Consider the following 18,324-nt stretch of genomic DNA (forward strand, 5'->3'; position numbering starts at 1 on the left):
ATTCCTTGATCTAGCCATTTGTCTCTTTGCTCTGATACATGGTATAATGAAAGTAATTGAATCGCGAGGTAGTTTTATGAATAAGATAAACGTACGTTTTTTATTGATGGGCTTGTTTTTCTTTATCTACGGTATGTTGCGCCGTAGTCCCGTCATTTTAGTGGCAGGTAGTGCCTTTTTACTCTATGCCTTTTTTAGTAAATCGATGGTGCAACCGAAGGAAAATATCTTTAAGCCAAAGTTGCGCTTGAATGCGAAGACTTCTAAGTCTGGTGAAAAAACAAAGGAAAGTGACGGGAAATAAGATGAAGAGTTACAAACTAAATGACGGACGCCACATTCCTGTACTTGGTTTTGGTACTTGGAAGGCGAAAGATGGCGAGGAAGCTTATCAAGCAGTAAAAGCAGCCTTAGAAGCGGGCTATCGCCATATTGATACGGCAGCCATCTATCAAAATGAAGAAAGCATCGGAAAGGCTATCAAAGATAGTGGTATTCCAAGAGATGAGCTTTTTGTAACGACCAAGTTGTGGAATAATCGTCACACCTATGAGGATGCTGTCAATGGTCTAGAAGAATCTTTGCACAAATTGGGACTAGATTATATCGATTTGTACCTCATCCACTGGCCGAATCCTGTGACTCACCGAGAAAATGAGGCCTGGAAAGAACGGAATCGTGAGGTTTGGAGAGCCATGGAAGATATGCAGGCAAAAGGAAAGATTCGCTCTATTGGTGTGAGTAACTTCCTGCCCCATCACCTGGATGCTTTGTTGGAGAGTGCAAAAGTTCTTCCGGCAGTCAATCAGATTCGCTTGGCCCCTGGAGTCTATCAAGAGGAAGTAGTCCGTTATTGTCGTGATAAAGGAATTTTATTGGAAGCTTGGGGGCCATTTGGCCAAGGAGAGTTGTTTCAAAATGAGACAGTCCTTACATTGGCTAAACAGTATGACGTGACACCAGCCCAGCTTCTGTTGGCCTGGAGTCTAGCAGAAGGATTTTTACCTCTGCCCAAGTCAGTGACTCCTGAACGCATTGCAAGTAACCTACAATGCTCTGCGATTGCATTATCCCCAGAAGATTGTGACCTTCTTCGGAAGATCCCAGTAGAGGCAGGAGCACCGAATCCAGATACCAAAGACTTTTAGGATTGTTTGTTTTTAATAGACAGTGAGAATTTGCTCTTACTGTCTTTTTTTGTGTAACGAGATGAAAAACGAATGATTTGTTTTAAATATCTAAATATTTGGATATCAAAACCATTAAAAAGCAAACAAAAAACAACTAATTAAAGATATTGTACGGGAATATTACAATTTGATAACAAAGTTAATGTTGAGTGAATTTTCTGAAAAATTAGGAGTATAATAAGAATAATTTAGTATATAGGGGGAATTTTATGAGTAAACAGCGTTTCTCATTGAGAAAATATAAGTTTGGTGTTGCATCGGTGCTGTTAGGATCTGTTCTTGTCTTTGGAGCAGGGAATGTAAGTGCTGATGAAGCGAAACAGCCTGAGACTGCAGTCGTTGCATCTGCAGAAGCAAATCCAATATCGCCAAGTGAGTCTGCGTCTCCTGTAACGAATCAGGCAAGTGAGCAGACTACAGGCTCAGTAGTTGAAAATGGTAAAGTTGTTGACGAGCTAGCTTCCTCAGACAAAGGGGCAACAACTCCATCTGTCGAATCAGACAGCCAAGTCCTTGCGCAGGAAGCAAAAACAGAGGCTCAAGCTACTGAAAAGCAAGCGGAAGTCGTAACTAAAACCGAAGAAAAAACTGCAGAAAAAACATCCGAAGGACAGGAAAAAACAGAAGCAAAACCTTCTTCAACAGAGGAGAAGAGTGAGGCTAAACCTGTAACGGAAGCAAGAACCGAAAAGAAAGCTGAAGATAAACCATTAAGTATTAGCAGCAATACGATTATTAATGTGCCCCAAACTTGGGAAAAAGGGTACAAGGGTGAAGGGACTGTTGTTGCGGTCATTGACTCTGGTTTAGATGTCTACCACGAAGTATTGCGGATTTCAGACCCTACAAAAGGGAAATTCAAAAATCAAACAGAATTAGAAGCTGCCAAAAAAGCAGCGGGAATTGACTACGGAAAATGGTACAACGATAAGGTTGTCTTTGCCTATGATTATATGGATGGAGATGACAATATCAAAGAAAAAGACCATGATTCACACGGTATGCACGTAACAGGGATTGCGACTGGGAACCCTGACAAAAAAGCTGGGGATGGCAACTACGTATATGGAGTTGCTCCAGAAGCCCAAGTGATGTTTATGCGGGTTTTCTCTGATCGTAGTGGATCCACCAGCGATGTTGTCTATGTAAAAGCGATTGATGACGCAGTGGCATTGGGAGCCGATGTCATTAATATGAGTTTAGGATCTGGGACAGGATCTACAGTGAATGCTAGTCCTGCTGTCAGAGAAGCGATTCAACGAGCACGCGCCAAAGGGGTTAGTGTCGTCATCGCGGCAGGTAATAGCAATACTTATGGATATGGTTATAACAACCCAAGTGCTGAAAACCCTGATTATGGTGTCGTGGGTAGTCCTTCAACCGTAGAAGAGTCTATTTCAGTTGCCTCAGTAAACGATTCATTCGTAACAGAAGAAGTCTTTACAGTTCGTGGTTTGGAAGACAATGCTGACTTGGATAAAGGAAAGTTCACCTATACAGCAGCTGAAACAGATGCCAATTTTGAAAATGGGAAAGAATATGACTATGTGGATGCTGGCTTGGGGCGTGAGAGTGATTTAGAGAGTCTCGATTTGACTGGTAAAGTCGCCCTCATCAAACGTGGTGAAATCACCTTCTCAGATAAGGTCGCTAATGTCTATAAAAAAGGAGCGATTGGTGCCCTCATTTACAACAGTGTCGAAGGCGCAAATGTCAAAATGGGTCTAGAAGGTGATGCGAGAAAGATTCCTGCGGTATTTATTTCCAAGCGCTATGGAGAAGCCATCAAAGACAAAGACTACAAGATAGTCTTTGATGGTAGTCTGGATAACCGTCCAAACCCTGACGCTGGGAAGATGTCTGAATTCTCTAGTTGGGGAGTCTCAACGGATGGACAATTAAAACCGGATGTCACAGCACCTGGTGGATCGATCTTCTCTTCACTAAATGATAATAGCTATGGCAGTATCAGCGGAACCAGTATGGCCTCTCCTCATGTGGCTGGGGTATCAGCTTTGGTGAAGGAATACCTTCAAGCTCATCATCCAGAACTTTCACCAGAGGAGCTATCTGCAACGGTTAAGGCCTTGATCATGTCGACTGCAAAACCGCACTTCAACAAAGAAACGGGGGCCTACACTTCGGTACGTCAACAAGGGGCAGGGATTGTAGATACTGCTGCAGCTGTCTCGACAGATTTATATGTAACGAATGAAGATGCTTACCCAAGCGTAACCCTTGGTAATGTAGAAGATCGATTCAGTTTTGATGTGACCGTTCATAATATTTCTGATACTGACAGAGAGTTGAAGATGATTGTGAATACCACTACCGACGATGTAAAAGACGATCACTTTACCTTGAAGCCACGGAAATTAACAGAGACAGTATGGCCAAATGTCACCGTAAAAGCCCATAGTAGTCAGACAGTGACGGTGACTGTCGATGCATCTAAGTTTGCGGAAGAATTGACTAAATTGATGCCGAACGGTTACTTCCTAGAAGGATTTGTTCGCTTTGTGGATCCAGCAGATGATGGCGATGTGGTTAGCATTCCATTTATGGGATTCCGTGGTTCCTTCCAAGATATCCCTGCGGTTGAAAAACCAATCTACAACTTGGTAAGAGAAGGGAAATCAGGATTCTACTATGATGTCCCAGAAACCAAACACGTGCCATCCAATGCGAACGTCACCTCTTTAGTTTCAAACGCGAATGATGTGCTCTATACGACTGCTAAGAAGGAAACAGCAGAACGAAGTCCAATCGTTCTTGGAACAGTGGAAACATCAGAAGGGTTGAATGTCCTTCATTTGGATACTGACGGCAATGTCCGTCTGGCTATTTCTCCAGATGGAGATGGGAACAAAGATTATGTGCAGTATCGTGCAGTCGTCTTGCGAAACCTAAAAAATATGAAAGCAGCTGTCTACAAGGCAGATGATCAAGCATTTGCTAATCCAATTTGGTCAAGTACAGGATCTTTCTCTGCTCGTAAGAATTATTTTGACGGACGTGGGAAACGATCTTATCTAGTCGACAATACGGCTTGGGAAGGAACGGATGCCAAGGGTGAAAAGGTAGCGGATGGTCACTATGTCTATGAAGTTCGCTATACGCCAGCCGTTCCAGGAGCAGAAGAGCAAGTTGTTCGCTTTAATCTCCAAATCGACACCCAAAAACCAGTCTTGACTTCAGGTTATACGACCAAGAAGGATGGGGTAGAAACCTTCTATGCTCGTAAAACAAAAGATATTGGCAATGGTGGAATCTTACGAGAGCAAGTCTTCTATGTCAAAGCCTTTGATGAAGAAGGAACCCTGGTTAAGGAGGGGAAAGACGCCCTAGGGAAGACCAGTCGCTTTGAAAACCGTGTCTATTTAACGGCGAATGAAGATGGTGGCTATACTCTTCCAGAAGGAATCAGTAAAGACTTACTTTACTATGTGGTAGAAGACTACGCTGGAAACCGCGACTTTGCCTCTCTTGCTGATTTTGCTGGTAGTGAAGATAGTGGCCGGATTAAGGTGTCAGTCCTAGATGCCGATACACATAAAGAATTAGATACCGATTTTGTCTACCGTATCAAGGATGATCAAGGACAGTATGTCAACTTAGACAAAGGGAAAGAAATCAATTTCCTTAAGTTTGGTAGCTACGTGGCAGAACTCTTTGCCTATGACAAATCAGATCTGAAACTCGTCAGCGAACGAACTCAGAAATTTGAAATCACTGCAGAGGACAGCTTTAAGACCATCGAATTCTTGGCCAAAGAGATTGTCACTGCACCTTTGAGCCTGGTCTTTGATCAAGCAGTACCAAGAACAACACCAGTTGTCTTGAAAAATCAAGCTGGTGAAACCTTTGTTCTTCCAGTTCAACGCTATGGCAAGAATGCTTTTGGAAAAGATGTCCCAGTTGGAACATACACGATTTCTGTCAGTCTACCAACAGGTTATGAGTTGTTTGAGGATGCACCGACTGTGACCGTTCTAGCAGACCAAAACAATCTCACAAAACTATCTGTTGTCATTAAGACCCAATTGTTGCAATTGTTGGCCCAACAAGCTAACTTGACCAGCACTCCTCAGTACTTTAATGCAACAAGTGAAAAACGTTTAGCCTATGATGCAGCTTATCAAGAAGCTCAGAAAGCTCTTGCGACTAAGTTATCACAAGCAGAAGTTAACCAAATCTTCTCAAATCTTGGATTGGTTACAAGTCAATTAGACGGAAAAGAGTCTGATTTTACAGCGCTAAAATCAGCCATTGCTGCCTATGATGTAACCTCAAAAACAGGTCGCTATGCCAACACTAAGGATTCCGCTCGACGTGCCTTTGACCAAAGCTTTAAGGAATTGGCTCTCTTGCTCGTCCGTGAAGGTGTGACACAAGAGCAAATCAACCAAGCACTTGCGAATTACCAGGCAGCTGATCAACAGTTAAATGGAAAAACAACCGATTTTTCAAGTCTAAAGAAATTGATTGAGGCAGAACTCCAGTTCCAAGCTAAGAACGCTAAGTTTATCTATGCAGCAGATAAGGTGAAGGTAAACTACCTGCAAGCCTTTATCCGCGCTCAAGCTGTATTGGCTAATCCTGGTGCTAGTCAACAGGAAGTCAAGGCGGTATTAGCTGAGGTTAAAGCTGCTAAGAAAAAATTAAATGGGAAAAAACCAAAGATTGTAAAACGCCCATAACAGTCACCTTTCTTTGAAAGGATTTGCAACAAGTCTGAAACACCTGTTTCGGACTTGTTTTTGGTTTACACTAGAGTAGAAATCTGCTATAATACTAGTCAAGAAAGAAAGGCTTATGGCGTTTTTTAAGCGAGCTTGGGATAGTGAAAGCCAAGCAGAACAAGATAAGCAAGTGGCGCTTTCTCTCAGTAAAAAGCTGAGTACAGTAGAATAAAATGAAGTAATAAATTAGGGTGGAACCGCGTTTTTGACGCCCCTAGGTCACTTGACTTAGGAGCAAAGACACGGTTTTTTTGTATCCAAAGTCGCAAGAAATTATAAAAAGGAGAAGAAGATGTCTAAAAAACTAACCTTCCAAGAAATTATTTTGACTTTGCAACAATACTGGAATGATCAGGGTTGTATGCTGATGCAGGCTTATGATAACGAGAAGGGTGCGGGAACCATGAGTCCTTATACCTTCCTCCGTGCCATCGGTCCTGAGCCATGGAACGCGGCTTATGTGGAGCCATCACGTCGTCCAGCTGATGGACGTTACGGGGAAAACCCAAACCGTCTTTACCAACACCACCAATTCCAAGTGGTCATGAAACCATCGCCTTCAAATATCCAAGAACTCTACCTCGAGTCTTTGGAAAAATTGGGCATCAACCCATTGGAACACGATATTCGTTTCGTTGAAGATAACTGGGAAAACCCATCAACTGGTTCAGCTGGTCTTGGTTGGGAAGTTTGGCTTGACGGTATGGAAATCACTCAGTTCACTTATTTCCAACAAGTTGGTGGTTTGGCAACTGGTCCTGTTACCGCTGAGGTCACTTATGGGTTGGAGCGTTTAGCTTCTTACATCCAAGAAGTAGACTCAGTCTATGATATCGAGTGGGCTCCAGGTGTTAAATACGGAGAAATCTTCCTTCAACCAGAATACGAGCACTCAAAATACAGCTTTGAAGTTTCTGATCAAGATATGCTTCTTGAAAACTTCGAAAAATTTGAAAAAGAAGCAGGGCGTGCTTTGGAATTGGGCCTTGTTCACCCAGCCTATGACTACGTTTTGAAATGTTCACATACCTTCAACTTGCTTGATGCTCGTGGAGCAGTATCCGTTACAGAACGTGCCGGATACATTGCCCGTATCCGTAACTTGGCCCGTGTTGTAGCCAAAACCTTCGTCGCAGAACGTAAAAAACTTGGTTACCCACTTCTTGACGAAGCCACACGCGCAAAACTCCTAGCAGAAGAGGAAGAATAAAGAGAGCGTATTAGATGGGATTGACTGATAGAGCAATCCTACAGGACCAGTTGTCGCAGTGATAAAGGTATCGTTAGTTTCTCTAACGATACCAGGCAAAATTGGAGACTTTAGGCTCCAATTTTAGCAATGAAACGACGAAGTCGGTTGCTTGCGTGCCAATCACATAAGGCAAACTGGAAAAAAAGATATTTTTCGGAGAAAAAACATGACAAAAAACTTATTAGTAGAACTTGGACTTGAAGAGTTACCAGCCTACGTTGTCACACCAAGTGAAAAACAACTGGGTGAGAAAATGGCAGCCTTCTTGGATGACAACCGTCTTTCATACGAAAGCATTCAAACCTTCTCAACGCCACGCCGTTTGGCTGTCCGTGTGATTGGTTTGGCGGATCAACAAACAGATTTGACCGAAGATTTTAAAGGACCTTCTAAGAAAATCGCCTTGGATGCAGAAGGTAACTTCTCAAAAGCGGCCCAAGGATTTGTCCGCGGGAAAGGCTTGACAGTAGATGATATCGAATTTCGTGAAGTCAAAGGGGAAGAGTACGTTTATGTCACGAAACACGAAGCTGGTAAACCTGCCAAAGAAGTCTTGGCTGGCGTTCCAGAAGTGCTTGCTTCATTGACCTTCCCTGTTAGCATGCACTGGGCTAACAACAGCTTTGAATACATTCGTCCTGTTCACACCTTGACAGTTCTTTTGGGTGATGAAGCGCTTGACCTTGATTTCTTGGATATCCAGTCAGGTCGTGTGAGTCGTGGACACCGTTTCCTTGGACACGAAGTAGAAATTACCAATGCGGATTCTTATGAAGAAGACCTTCGTACCGTTTACGTGATTGCGGATAGCAAAGAACGTGAAAACATGATTCGTGAACAAATCAAAGTTATCGAAGCAGAACAAGGTGTGCAAGTCCAAATTGAAGAAGGCCTTTTGAATGAAGTTTTGAACTTGGTCGAATATCCAACTGCCTTTATGGGAAGCTTCGACACCAAATATTTGGACGTTCCAGAAGATGTTTTGGTGACATCAATGGAAACACACCAACGTTACTTTGTTGTACGTGACCTTGATGGTCAGCTCAAACCAAACTTCATCTCAGTTCGTAATGGTAACGCTGAGCACTTGGAAAATGTCGTTCGAGGAAATGAAAAAGTCTTGGTGGCACGTCTTGAAGATGGTGAATTCTTCTGGCGTGAAGACCAAAAACTTAAGATTGAAGACCTCGTTGCTAAATTGGCACACGTGACTTTCCATGAAAAAATTGGTTCTCTTTCAGAACACATGGCGCGTGCTGGTGTCATTGCAGCGTCACTAGCTGAGCAAGCTGGTTTGACTGCAGAAGAAAAGGCAGCCGTCGCTCGTGCAGCTGAAATTTACAAATTTGACCTCTTGACGGGTATGGTCGGAGAGTTCGATGAATTGCAGGGAATCATGGGTGAAAAATACGCTCTTCTTGCTGGTGAGGATGATGCGGTTGCGACAGCTATCCGTGAGCACTACCTTCCTGATTCAGCAGACGGAGCCCTTCCTGAAACCAAGGTTGGTGCTATCCTTGCCCTTGCGGATAAATTGGATACCCTTCTTTCCTTCTTCTCAGTTGGCTTGATTCCATCAGGTTCCAATGACCCATATGCGCTTCGTCGTGCAACACAAGGGATTGTTCGGATCTTGGATGCCTTTGGTTGGCACATCCCGATGGATGAGTTGATTGACAGCCTTTATGGACTTTCATTTGATAGCCTTTCTTATGACAATCAAGCAGAAGTGCTCAACTTCATCAAGGCGCGTGTGGACAAGATGATGGGACGCACAGCAAAAGATATCAAAGATGCTGTTCTTGCTGGTTCAAACTTTGTCGTGGCAGATATGTTGGAAGCAGCTGAAGCTCTTTCAGAAGCTGCCAAGACGGATGGTTACAAGGCAGCTGTTGAATCCCTCTCTCGTGCCTTCAACTTGGCAGAAAAAGCAGATGCTTCAGTAGCAGTAGATGCCAGTCTCTTTGAAAATGATCAAGAAAAAGCTCTTGCTAAAGCAATTGAAGAGCTTGAATTGACTGGTGCAGCTAGTGATAAATTGGCACAACTTTTCGCTCTTAGCCCAGTCATCGATGCCTTCTTTGACAATACCATGGTGATGGCAGAAGATGAGGCTGTTAAAAACAACCGTTTGGCCCTTCTTGCAGGTCTTGTAGCGAAAGCCAATAAAGTTGCAGCCTTCAACCAATTGAACACAAAATAAGTACCTGGTAACAGGTAGAAAGTAGGTCTTATTATGACACCTGAAAAAATCGCTCGTATCAATGAGCTTGCTAAAAAGAAAAAAACAGAAGGGTTGACTCCAGAAGAAGAAGTGGAGCAAGCAAAACTTCGTGAAGAATACATTGAAGGTTATCGTCGTTCGGTTCGTCACCATATTGAAGGAATCAAGGTGGTGGATGAAGAAGGCAATGACGTGACACCAGAAAAATTGCGCCAAGTCCAACGGGAAAAAGGCTTGCACGGCCGTAGCCTTGATGATCCCAATTCATAAATAGACAATAGAAAACTCGATCAGAAGTTGAACTGATCGAGTTTTCTTGTTCTATATGGGCTAGTCTGAATCCTTATCTCTATTTTTGTAGTTTTTCCATTGATTTTTAAATATCCAAATGGAGACGGCAAGAACGAAGGTTGCTGTCCAAAAAATCCAAGGGACAGGAGTTCGGAGGAAAAAGTAGACTGCAATTAGATCGGCCACTAGCAAGCCAAGGAGGAGGTATTTCTTATCTTTCATAGAGTTATTGTATCACAATTTGCTTCTATCGGTCTATTGGTTGATAGGATGAGCTTTTGAAGAATGGGAACTTTTTATCCGAAAATGATGAGTGGATTGAGAAGAGAATCTCAAGTGCATCCTGGTCAGATTTGTGGTAAAATAGATAGGATATGAGTAAAGAATTTCATCATGTAACGGTCTTGCTCCATGAAACGATTGATATGCTGGATGTAAAGCCAGATGGAATCTATGTGGATGCCACTCTAGGTGGAGCTGGCCATAGCGAATATTTATTAAGTCAATTAAGTGAAAAAGGACATTTATATGCCTTTGACCAGGATCAGCATGCGATTGATAATGCGGAGAAACGATTAGCTCCTTATGTTGAAAAGGGCATGGTAACCTTTATCAAAGACAATTTCCGGAATCTTCAAGCGCGTCTCCAAGAACTGGGAGTCAATGAGATCGATGGAATCTGTTATGATTTAGGAGTTTCTAGTCCCCAGTTAGATGAGCGGTCTCGCGGTTTTTCTTATAAAAAAGATGCTCCCTTGGACATGCGGATGAATCAAGAAGCCTCTTTGACGGCTTATGAGGTGGTCAACAACTATGATTACCACGATTTAGTCCGAATCTTTTTCAAGTATGGGGAAGATAAGTTTTCCAAGCAAATTGCTAGAAAGATCGAACAAGCGCGTGCGGTAAAACCGATTGAAACGACGACAGAATTGGCTGAAATCATCAAATCGGCAAAACCGGCCAAGGAACTAAAGAAAAAGGGGCATCCAGCCAAACAAATTTTTCAGGCGATTCGAATTGAAGTCAACGATGAATTGGGAGCGGCGGATGAATCAATCCAGCAGGCCATGGATTTATTGGCAGTTGGTGGTCGTATCTCAGTTATTACCTTTCATTCCTTGGAAGATCGTTTGACCAAGCAATTGTTTAAAGAAGCTTCTACAGTAGAAGTACCGAAGGGCTTGCCTTTCATCCCAGAGGACTTAAAACCAAAAATGGAATTAGTCTCTCGAAAACCGATTCTTCCAAGCCAAGAAGAGTTAGAGAAGAACAACCGAGCTCATTCTGCAAAATTGCGGGTTGCTCGAAAAATTCATAAGTAAGAGGAAATAAACATGGCAGATCAACCATTACGATCTCGGGGCAGTCAATTGCAAGATCGTATTCGTCGCTTTACCAGAGTAGAAAAAGCTTTTTATGGCTCGATTGTCCTAACAGGGATTATTCTCGCTGTCAGTATTATTTTTATGCAGACGCGGATTCTACAGGTACAAAGTGACTTAACAAACCTCAATACGGAACTAAAAACAAAAGAGACTGAACTAGAAGATATCCGACAAGAAGTCAATGAGTTGACTCGATATGAACGCTTGTCTAAGTTAGCTAGTTCTCAGGGGATGACCCTCCAAAAAGAAAATCGAAAAGTGGTGAGTTCAAGTAGCGATGAGTAAATTAAAGAAGAAAATCATTCGTTATTCCCTTAAAAAAAGGAAACTTCCAGACCAAAATCGTCGGCAAGTAGCTAAGAATTTAAGTTTGCTTTCCATTCTTGTTTTCTTCATATTTCTCATTAATTTTGCAGTTATTATAGGCACAGATAGCAAATTCGGAAAAAATTTATCTGAGTTATCCCATCAAGTCCATCAGAAAACAGAGATTGTTCCAGCCAAACGAGGAACAATTTATGACCGAAATGGAGCTGTTATTGCTGAAGATGCGACGACTTATAATGTTTATGCGATCATCGACAAAACCTATAAATCGGCAAAAGGTGAAGTTTTATACGTTGAAGAAAGTCAATACAACCAAGTAGCAGATGTTTTTAATCGTTATTTGGGCATGGAAAAAGACTATGTTGTCCAACAACTGTCGCAAAAGAAGCTCAACCAGGTTTCTTTTGGTGCAGCGGGGAACGATATTACCTATAGCAACATGGATGCTATCCGGAGTGAACTAGAAGCTGCCAACATTAAAGGTGTTGATTTTACGACGAGTCCAAACCGGAGTTATAAAAATGGGACCTTTGCCTCTCAATTTATCGGTCAAGCTCAATTGATAGAGGATAAAGAAGGCAATAAAACCTTACAGGGAACAACGGGAATCGAAAAGTCTTTGGATCGCATTCTGGGTGGTCAGGATGGCGTTGTGACCTACGAAAAGGATCGCAACGGAAATATTGTGCCGGGATCAGATAAGGTTGCCGTGAAGACAGAAGATGGAAAGGATGTGTATACAACCCTTTCTGCGGAACTTCAAACCTATCTCGAAACCCGAATGGATGTTTTCCAAGAAAAGGTAAAAGGTAAATATGTCAGTGCGACCCTAGTGAGTGCCAAAACGGGGGAAATTCTTGCAACGACACAACGTCCAACCTATAATGCAGATACCAAAGAAGGCTTGGATATTAAGAATCTGAGAACCTGGAACACGATTCTTTACCAGGATCAATACGAACCAGGTTCGACTATGAAGGTCATGACTTTGGCCGCGGCGATTGATCATGGGACTTTCCCAGCCTATAACGAGGGCTATTATAACAACGAGTTGCAAGTGAAAGATGCGACCATCAAAGACTGGGAAATCAATATGGGCTTGACAGAAGGTCGCTATATGAATATTGCCCAAGGTTTCGCCTATTCAAGTAACATTGGGATGACCAAGCTTGAACAGAAGATGGGCAATAATGTCTGGATGAATTACCTCACCCTCTTTAAGTTCGGACTTCCTACGCGTTTTGGAATGGGAGACGAAGGTTTTGGAGGCTTGCCAGGTGATAACTATGTTACTCAAGCCATGTCTTCCTTTGGTCAAGGGATTTCTGTGACCCAAACGCAGATGTTGCGAGCATTTTCTGCTATTGCCAACGATGGGGAAATGTTGGAGCCTAAATTTATCAGTGCAATCTACGACGGCAAGCATGAAACTGCTCGTAAATCACAAAGAGAGATTGTCGGCAATCCAGTATCCGCTTCGGCTGCCCAACAGACCCGTAATTACATGATTACGGTAGGGACTGATCCTCAATTTGGTACCCTCTATTCATCGGATGGTCCTATTATCCAAGTAGCTGGACAAAATGTTGCTGTTAAATCAGGGACAGCCCAAATTGCGACAGCTAATGGCTACTTGGAAGGCGAAAATGATAATATCAACTCGATTGTTGTCATGACACCTGCTGAAGACCCAGATTTTATTATGTATGTGACAGTTCAACAGCCTGAAGTCAGCTTTAGTCCAAAGAGCTGGCAAGAACTGGTCAATCCAGTCTTGGAAGATGCGGTTGCTTTGAAGGATGAGTTGAATCTGGTAACTGAAACCAAAGCCTTGGATGGGGTCACGAAAGAGGACACCTATAAGATGCCGTCGGCAGAATCCTTGTCGAAAGAATTGAACTTGAAGCAGACCATCAGCCCAGGTGGCTTCGCAGATGAACTGCGTCGCAATCTGATCCAGCCGGTCGTCCTAGGAACTGGAAAGAATATTAAAAAGATGTCTGTATCAGCAGGAACGAAATTAAAAGCAAATGAGCAAGTGTTATTATTAACAGATGACTTGGATTCAGTTCCGGATATGTATGGCTGGACCAAGGAAAATGTTGATAAATTTGCGGAATGGACGGGCATTGAGATCACCTATAAAGGGGAAGGTTCTCGTGTGAGCAAACAAAACGTCAAAGTAAAAACTGCTTTAAAGAAGACGAAGAAAATAACAATTACATTAGGAGATTGATATGTTACTTGCTACCCTAGTAGTATCATTTATTCTAACGGTTATTGGCATTCCTGCCTTTATCCGTTTCTATCAACGGGCCCATATTTCGGGCCAACAAATGCACGAAGATGTGAAGCAACACAAAGCCAAAGCAGGCACTCCTACTATGGGGGGAGTGGTCTTCTTGATCACTTCAGTCTTTGTCACCCTTGTCTTTAGCTTCCTAACTGGGAACTTTACGCGTCCTGTTCAATTGATCCTCTTTATTTTGGTCTTGTATGGAATCGTCGGTTTCTTGGATGACTTCTTGAAGGTCTTTCGTAAGATCAATGAAGGGTTAAATCCCAAGCAAAAATTAGCCCTGCAATTGTTGGGAGGGATTATTTTCTATCTCTTCTCTGAACGCCATGGAGGCGGTAGCCTTCTCAATGTCTTTGGTTGGGATGTCTATTTGGGACATTTCTACATTGTCTTTGCCTTGTTCTGGTTGGTTGGTTTTTCAAACGCAGTCAACTTGACGGACGGGATTGATGGTTTGGCTAGTATTTCGGTGACCATCAGTTTAATCGCTTATTCCATCATCGCTATTTGGCAAAGACGAATCGATATCCTCTTTGTGACTATCAGTATGATTGGAGCTCTATTAGGTTTCTTCGTCTACAACCACAAGCCAGCCAAGATTTTCATGGGCGATGTTGGAAGCTTGGCCCTAGGTGGGATGCTTGCGACTCTATCCATGGCTCTCCACGTAGAGTGGACCTTGCTCTTGATTGGAATTGTCTACGTCTTTGAGACTAGCTCAGTTATGCTCCAAGTGTCGTACTTCAAATGGACGAAAAAACGGACAGGGGAAGGACGCCGGATCTTTCGCATGACGCCTTTCCATCACCATTTAGAATTGGGGGGTCTGTCTGGTAATGGTCCAAAATGGTCTGAGTGGAAGGTCGATGCCTTTCTTTGGAGCGTCGGTGCAGGAATGAGTGCCTTGACCCTCTTGATCTACTTTTTAACCAATTCGTAAGTCATTAAAAATAATAGGTTGGGATGCTATCTCAACCTTTTTCGCTTGCTAGGAATTGCTGTCCAAAAGAAGAGCGGGAAGAAGACTTTTCTGATATAATAGTAGAGATGATGAAAGGATAAGAGAATGAAATTTACAGATTTTAAGTTTAAGGACTATATTCATGAGGCCTTAAAAGAGATTAATTTTATCGAAGCAACAGAAGTTCAAGAAAAACTCATCCCGATTGTTTTAGTAGGTCGAGATTTGGTTGGTGAATCTAAAACAGGAACTGGAAAGACCCATACCTTCCTCTTGCCTATTTTTCAAACCTTGAACGAAGATAGTAGCCATGTTGAAGTGGTCATCACAGCACCGAGTCGGGAATTGGCTACACAGATTTACCAAGCGGCTCGTCAGATTGCTGGCCACTGTGAAAAAGAAATTCGGATTGCCAACTACGTTGGGGGAACTGATAAGGCTCGTCAAATCGATAAGCTCCAAGTAGCCCAACCCCATATTGTCATTGGGACACCTGGACGGATCTATGATTTGGTCGCTTCTGGAGACTTGGCTATTCATAAGGCTCACACTTTTGTGGTTGATGAGGCGGATATGACTCTCGATATGGGCTTTTTGACGACGGTAGACAAGATTGCATCCAGTCTTCCAAAGAAGCTTCAGTTTTTGGTCTTCTCTGCTACGATTCCGCAAAAGTTACAACCCTTCTTGAAGAAATATTTGTCTAACCCTGTCATGGAGCAGATCAAAACCAAAACGGTGATCTCGGACACCATTGATAACTGGTTGGTATCGACAAAAGGGCGCGACAAAAACGAGCAGATTTATCAACTGACGCAGGCTCTTCAACCTTATCTGGCTATGATTTTTGTAAATACCAAGGACAGAGCGGACGATTTGCATGCTTTTCTAGTAGAGAAGGGGCTCAAGGTCGCTAAAATCCATGGGGGGGTTCCTCCACGGGAGCGCAAGCGAATCATGAACCAAGTCAAAAACCTGGATTTTGAATATATCGTGGCAACGGACTTGGCAGCGCGTGGGATTGATATTGAAGGGGTCAGTCATGTCATTAACGATGCCATTCCACAGGACTTATCCTTCTTTGTTCACCGCGTTGGCCGGACTGGTCGGAATGGTCTTCCTGGTACAGCTATCACCCTCTATCAACCGAGTGATGACTCAGACATTCGGGAGCTTGAAAAATTGGGCATCCAGTTTGTCCCTAAGGTCTTGAAGGCTGGAGCTATCGAAGATACCTACGACCGGGATCGCCGGGCTAATCGTGAAAAACGCCAAGAAAAACTCGACATTGAGATGATCGGCTTGGTCAAGAAGAAAAAGAAAAAAATCAAACCAGGCTATAAGAAAAAAATCAAATGGGCTGTGGACGAGAAACGTCGGAAAGCCAAGCGAGCTGAGAATCGTGCTCGCGGTCGGGCAGAAAGAAAGGCGAAACGCCAAACCTTTTAGTGATAAAGAAAATTAAAGATTTCCATAAAAATTAACTATTTGGTCGCTGATTTATTTTGTGATAGACTATCTATAGATAGTCTATTTTTTTGCTTTTGCGGGAGATGCTTGCTTGTTATCACATCAGACCTGAAGCATGATTTACGAACGATCAGTAGCAAAACTCAGCATTTTAACTGTAAATATGATAGAATGATTCATTATCGAGGGAGGAAGTAACGAAGATGTTTACAACTACTTATCTGGCATCTGGCTGGTATGAAGAGTTTTTAAAATGGATACCAGAAGGAGAAATCTTTAACCTACGCGTCGTTTTTGAAGCTATTCCCGGAATTTTAAAAGAGCTTCCAAATACGATTTTGTTAACCTTGGCAGGAGCCTTTTTTGGTTTATTGCTAGCTCTATTGTTTGCCATTGTCAAAATCAATCGGGTAAAAATCCTTTACCCGATCCAAGCCTTGTTTGTGAGTTTTTTAAGAGGGACACCAATTTTGGTCCAGTTGATGCTGACCTACTATGGAATCCCGCTCCTATTGAAGGCCATTAACCAACAATATGGAACAACCTTTAATATCAACGATGTGCCAGCCCATTTATTTGTCATTGTGGCCTTTGCCTTCAATGAGGCAGCCTATGCCAGTGAGACTATTCGGGCAGCGATTCTATCTGTTGATGCGGGTGAAATCGAAGCAGCGAAGAGTCTCGGGATGACCAATGCCCAAGTTTATCGTCGGATTATTATTCCAAATGCAGCAGTGGTTGCGACTCCGACCTTGATCAACTCTTTGATTGGTTTGACCAAGGGGACTTCTCTGGCCTTTTATGCAGGTGTTTTGGAAATCTTTGCCCAAGCCAAGATTATGTCGGGGAATGACAGTCGTTACTTCGAGCGCTTTATCTCTGTTTCATTGATCTACTGGGCCATTAATATTTTGATTGAACAATTGGGACGTTGGATCGAACAGGTACTCGCTATCAAAGATCCAAAAGTTGTTACCCAAACCTTGCAAGAGGAGGAACGAGCAGCATGATTCGGATTTCACAATTATCAAAATCTTTTTCCGGTCAAGTGGTACTAGACCATCTCGATTTGGAAGTTCAAAAAGGGGAAGTTGTTGCCTTGATCGGTTCTTCTGGAGCTGGGAAATCAACCTTCTTGAGAAGCTTGAACTATTTGGAAGCCCCAGATAGTGGCAGTATTGAGATCAATGGGGAAAAGGTAGACTTTGAAAACATTAGTAAGGACGAGATCCTGACCCTTCGAAGAAAGCTAGCCATGGTCTTTCAACAGTTTAATCTTTTCAGCCGCAAGACAGCCTTGGACAACGTCAAGGAAGGACTAATCGTCGTCAAAGGCTTATCCGACCAGGAAGCGACCAAGATTGCCAAAGAAGAACTCGCAAAAGTCGGTCTGTCGGACCGCGAAACCCATTACCCTCGTCATTTGTCAGGAGGGCAGAAACAGCGGGTGGCCTTGGCACGTGCCCTAGCCATGAAGCCAGAAGTCCTCTTATTGGATGAGCCAACTTCAGCCCTCGATCCGGAATTGGTCGGAGAGGTAGAAAAAGCCATCGCAGCAGCAGCTCAGGCAGGTCAAACCATGATTCTGGTCAGCCATGATATGAGCTTTGTTTCCCAGGTGGCAGATAAGGTCTTGTTCCTCGACAAGGGGAAAATTATTGAATCTGGCACTCCAGAAGAGATTATGAAAGCTCCTAAAGAAGAGCGGACAAAAGAATTCTTTGCTAGTTACAAACGAACATTTGTTTGATATAATATATAAGAGCTCGAGTCTGGAACGCGATGTTTCAGACTCGGATTTTTCTTTGAGTAGGTGCCTCAGGAGAAAATGATTATTAGTAGTCCATTTTTTCCGCATAAATAGGTGTTTCAAGTTTATCCAATGGTGAACGAAACGAATCGGCATCTCGTCCCCTCATTCCAATCTTGGATACTAAGGAGATCTTATGTTAAACCAATTGCTATCTCTCTATATCGAGAGCCTAATCATCACTTCAATTGGGGTGTTGGTTGCCTCAGCTATTTGGATAGGCTTGCGAGCGGCTCGTAAGACGGATAAAACAGCTAAGGAACGCCAGTTACACCTCTATGATATTTTATTAATTGATATTATGACAATTCCAGTCCTTACCTTTGCAGTCATTGGAGTTCTGTTTATTCTTCGAGCAAGATAATTGCAA

General features: G+C 42.9%; 14 protein-coding genes. All 14 read left to right on the plus strand.

Translation table 11 applies throughout. The features are described 5' to 3' along the window. Positions 1–76: 76 nt before the first annotated feature. Entirely contained in the window at positions 77–304 is a 228-nt protein-coding gene (locus AC3E6G_RS08535; protein ID WP_006597076.1) for a hypothetical protein, read from the plus strand. A gap of 1 nt (position 305) precedes the next feature. After that, positions 306–1,148: an aldo/keto reductase gene (locus tag AC3E6G_RS08540; protein ID WP_048789458.1), complete on the plus strand. Its 843-nt coding sequence runs from the start codon at positions 306–308 to the stop codon at positions 1,146–1,148. 251 nt (positions 1,149–1,399) lie between these two features. Continuing rightward, positions 1,400–5,890: a S8 family serine peptidase gene (locus AC3E6G_RS08545; protein WP_048789457.1), complete on the plus strand. Its 4,491-nt coding sequence runs from the start codon at positions 1,400–1,402 to the stop codon at positions 5,888–5,890. Between the two features lie 334 nt (positions 5,891–6,224). Further along, complete coding sequence (gene glyQ / locus AC3E6G_RS08550) at positions 6,225–7,142, plus strand: glycine--tRNA ligase subunit alpha (protein ID WP_000038760.1); 918 nt, start codon at positions 6,225–6,227, stop codon at positions 7,140–7,142. Positions 7,143–7,350: 208 nt separating this feature from the next. Then, complete coding sequence (glyS, locus tag AC3E6G_RS08555) at positions 7,351–9,387, plus strand: glycine--tRNA ligase subunit beta (protein ID WP_490700829.1); 2,037 nt, start codon at positions 7,351–7,353, stop codon at positions 9,385–9,387. A gap of 33 nt (positions 9,388–9,420) precedes the next feature. Further along, the gene (locus AC3E6G_RS08560) at positions 9,421–9,678 is read left to right on the plus strand and encodes a DUF896 family protein (protein ID WP_023920274.1); all 258 of its coding nucleotides are present in this window, start codon (positions 9,421–9,423) and stop codon (positions 9,676–9,678) included. Between the two features lie 395 nt (positions 9,679–10,073). Further along, entirely contained in the window at positions 10,074–11,024 is a 951-nt protein-coding gene (gene rsmH / locus AC3E6G_RS08565) for a 16S rRNA (cytosine(1402)-N(4))-methyltransferase RsmH (protein ID WP_195550509.1), read from the plus strand. A 12-nt stretch (positions 11,025–11,036) separates the two neighbouring features. After that, positions 11,037–11,372, plus strand: a complete 336-nt coding sequence (ftsL, locus tag AC3E6G_RS08570; protein ID WP_006596866.1) for a cell division protein FtsL — start codon at positions 11,037–11,039, stop codon at positions 11,370–11,372. Then, positions 11,365–13,650, plus strand: coding sequence for a penicillin-binding protein PBP2X (gene pbp2x, locus AC3E6G_RS08575; RefSeq protein WP_238656704.1), 2,286 nt, complete (start codon positions 11,365–11,367; stop codon positions 13,648–13,650). The genes ftsL and pbp2x overlap by 8 nt, the downstream gene beginning before the upstream one ends. 1 nt (position 13,651) lies before the next feature. Then, complete coding sequence (gene mraY / locus AC3E6G_RS08580) at positions 13,652–14,653, plus strand: phospho-N-acetylmuramoyl-pentapeptide-transferase (RefSeq protein ID WP_490700830.1); 1,002 nt, start codon at positions 13,652–13,654, stop codon at positions 14,651–14,653. 126 nt (positions 14,654–14,779) lie between these two features. Beyond that, complete coding sequence (locus tag AC3E6G_RS08585) at positions 14,780–16,123, plus strand: DEAD/DEAH box helicase (RefSeq protein WP_490700831.1); 1,344 nt, start codon at positions 14,780–14,782, stop codon at positions 16,121–16,123. Positions 16,124–16,347: 224 nt separating this feature from the next. After that, positions 16,348–17,154 carry an amino acid ABC transporter permease gene (locus tag AC3E6G_RS08590; protein ID WP_048715261.1) on the plus strand — a complete coding sequence of 269 codons (807 nt, stop codon included), beginning with the start codon at positions 16,348–16,350 and terminating at the stop codon, positions 17,152–17,154. Next, a complete protein-coding gene (locus tag AC3E6G_RS08595) occupies positions 17,151–17,894 on the plus strand; it encodes an amino acid ABC transporter ATP-binding protein (protein ID WP_048691970.1) in 744 nt (247 codons plus the stop codon). Before AC3E6G_RS08590 ends, AC3E6G_RS08595 begins: the two co-directional genes overlap by 4 nt. Positions 17,895–18,090: 196 nt before the next feature. Beyond that, positions 18,091–18,318: a DUF4059 family protein gene (locus AC3E6G_RS08600; protein ID WP_006596860.1), complete on the plus strand. Its 228-nt coding sequence runs from the start codon at positions 18,091–18,093 to the stop codon at positions 18,316–18,318. The last annotated feature ends 6 nt before the right edge of the window (positions 18,319–18,324 follow it).

The sequence above is a fragment of the Streptococcus sp. SCPM-O-B-23252 (M501) genome (genome assembly GCF_058200355.1).

What these genes read in the sequence shown, in the direction of transcription:
- AC3E6G_RS08535 (WP_006597076.1), top strand. Translation starts at nt 77, where the DNA reads ATGAATAAGATAAACGTACGTTTTTTATTGATGGGCTTGTTTTTCTTT.
- AC3E6G_RS08540 (WP_048789458.1), top strand. Translation starts at nt 306, where the DNA reads ATGAAGAGTTACAAACTAAATGACGGACGCCACATTCCTGTACTTGGT.
- AC3E6G_RS08545 (WP_048789457.1), top strand. Translation starts at nt 1,400, where the DNA reads ATGAGTAAACAGCGTTTCTCATTGAGAAAATATAAGTTTGGTGTTGCA.
- glyQ (WP_000038760.1), top strand. Translation starts at nt 6,225, where the DNA reads ATGTCTAAAAAACTAACCTTCCAAGAAATTATTTTGACTTTGCAACAA.
- glyS (WP_490700829.1), top strand. Translation starts at nt 7,351, where the DNA reads ATGACAAAAAACTTATTAGTAGAACTTGGACTTGAAGAGTTACCAGCC.
- AC3E6G_RS08560 (WP_023920274.1), top strand. Translation starts at nt 9,421, where the DNA reads ATGACACCTGAAAAAATCGCTCGTATCAATGAGCTTGCTAAAAAGAAA.
- rsmH (WP_195550509.1), top strand. Translation starts at nt 10,074, where the DNA reads ATGAGTAAAGAATTTCATCATGTAACGGTCTTGCTCCATGAAACGATT.
- ftsL (WP_006596866.1), top strand. Translation starts at nt 11,037, where the DNA reads ATGGCAGATCAACCATTACGATCTCGGGGCAGTCAATTGCAAGATCGT.
- pbp2x (WP_238656704.1), top strand. Translation starts at nt 11,365, where the DNA reads ATGAGTAAATTAAAGAAGAAAATCATTCGTTATTCCCTTAAAAAAAGG.
- mraY (WP_490700830.1), top strand. Translation starts at nt 13,652, where the DNA reads ATGTTACTTGCTACCCTAGTAGTATCATTTATTCTAACGGTTATTGGC.
- AC3E6G_RS08585 (WP_490700831.1), top strand. Translation starts at nt 14,780, where the DNA reads ATGAAATTTACAGATTTTAAGTTTAAGGACTATATTCATGAGGCCTTA.
- AC3E6G_RS08590 (WP_048715261.1), top strand. Translation starts at nt 16,348, where the DNA reads ATGTTTACAACTACTTATCTGGCATCTGGCTGGTATGAAGAGTTTTTA.
- AC3E6G_RS08595 (WP_048691970.1), top strand. Translation starts at nt 17,151, where the DNA reads ATGATTCGGATTTCACAATTATCAAAATCTTTTTCCGGTCAAGTGGTA.
- AC3E6G_RS08600 (WP_006596860.1), top strand. Translation starts at nt 18,091, where the DNA reads ATGTTAAACCAATTGCTATCTCTCTATATCGAGAGCCTAATCATCACT.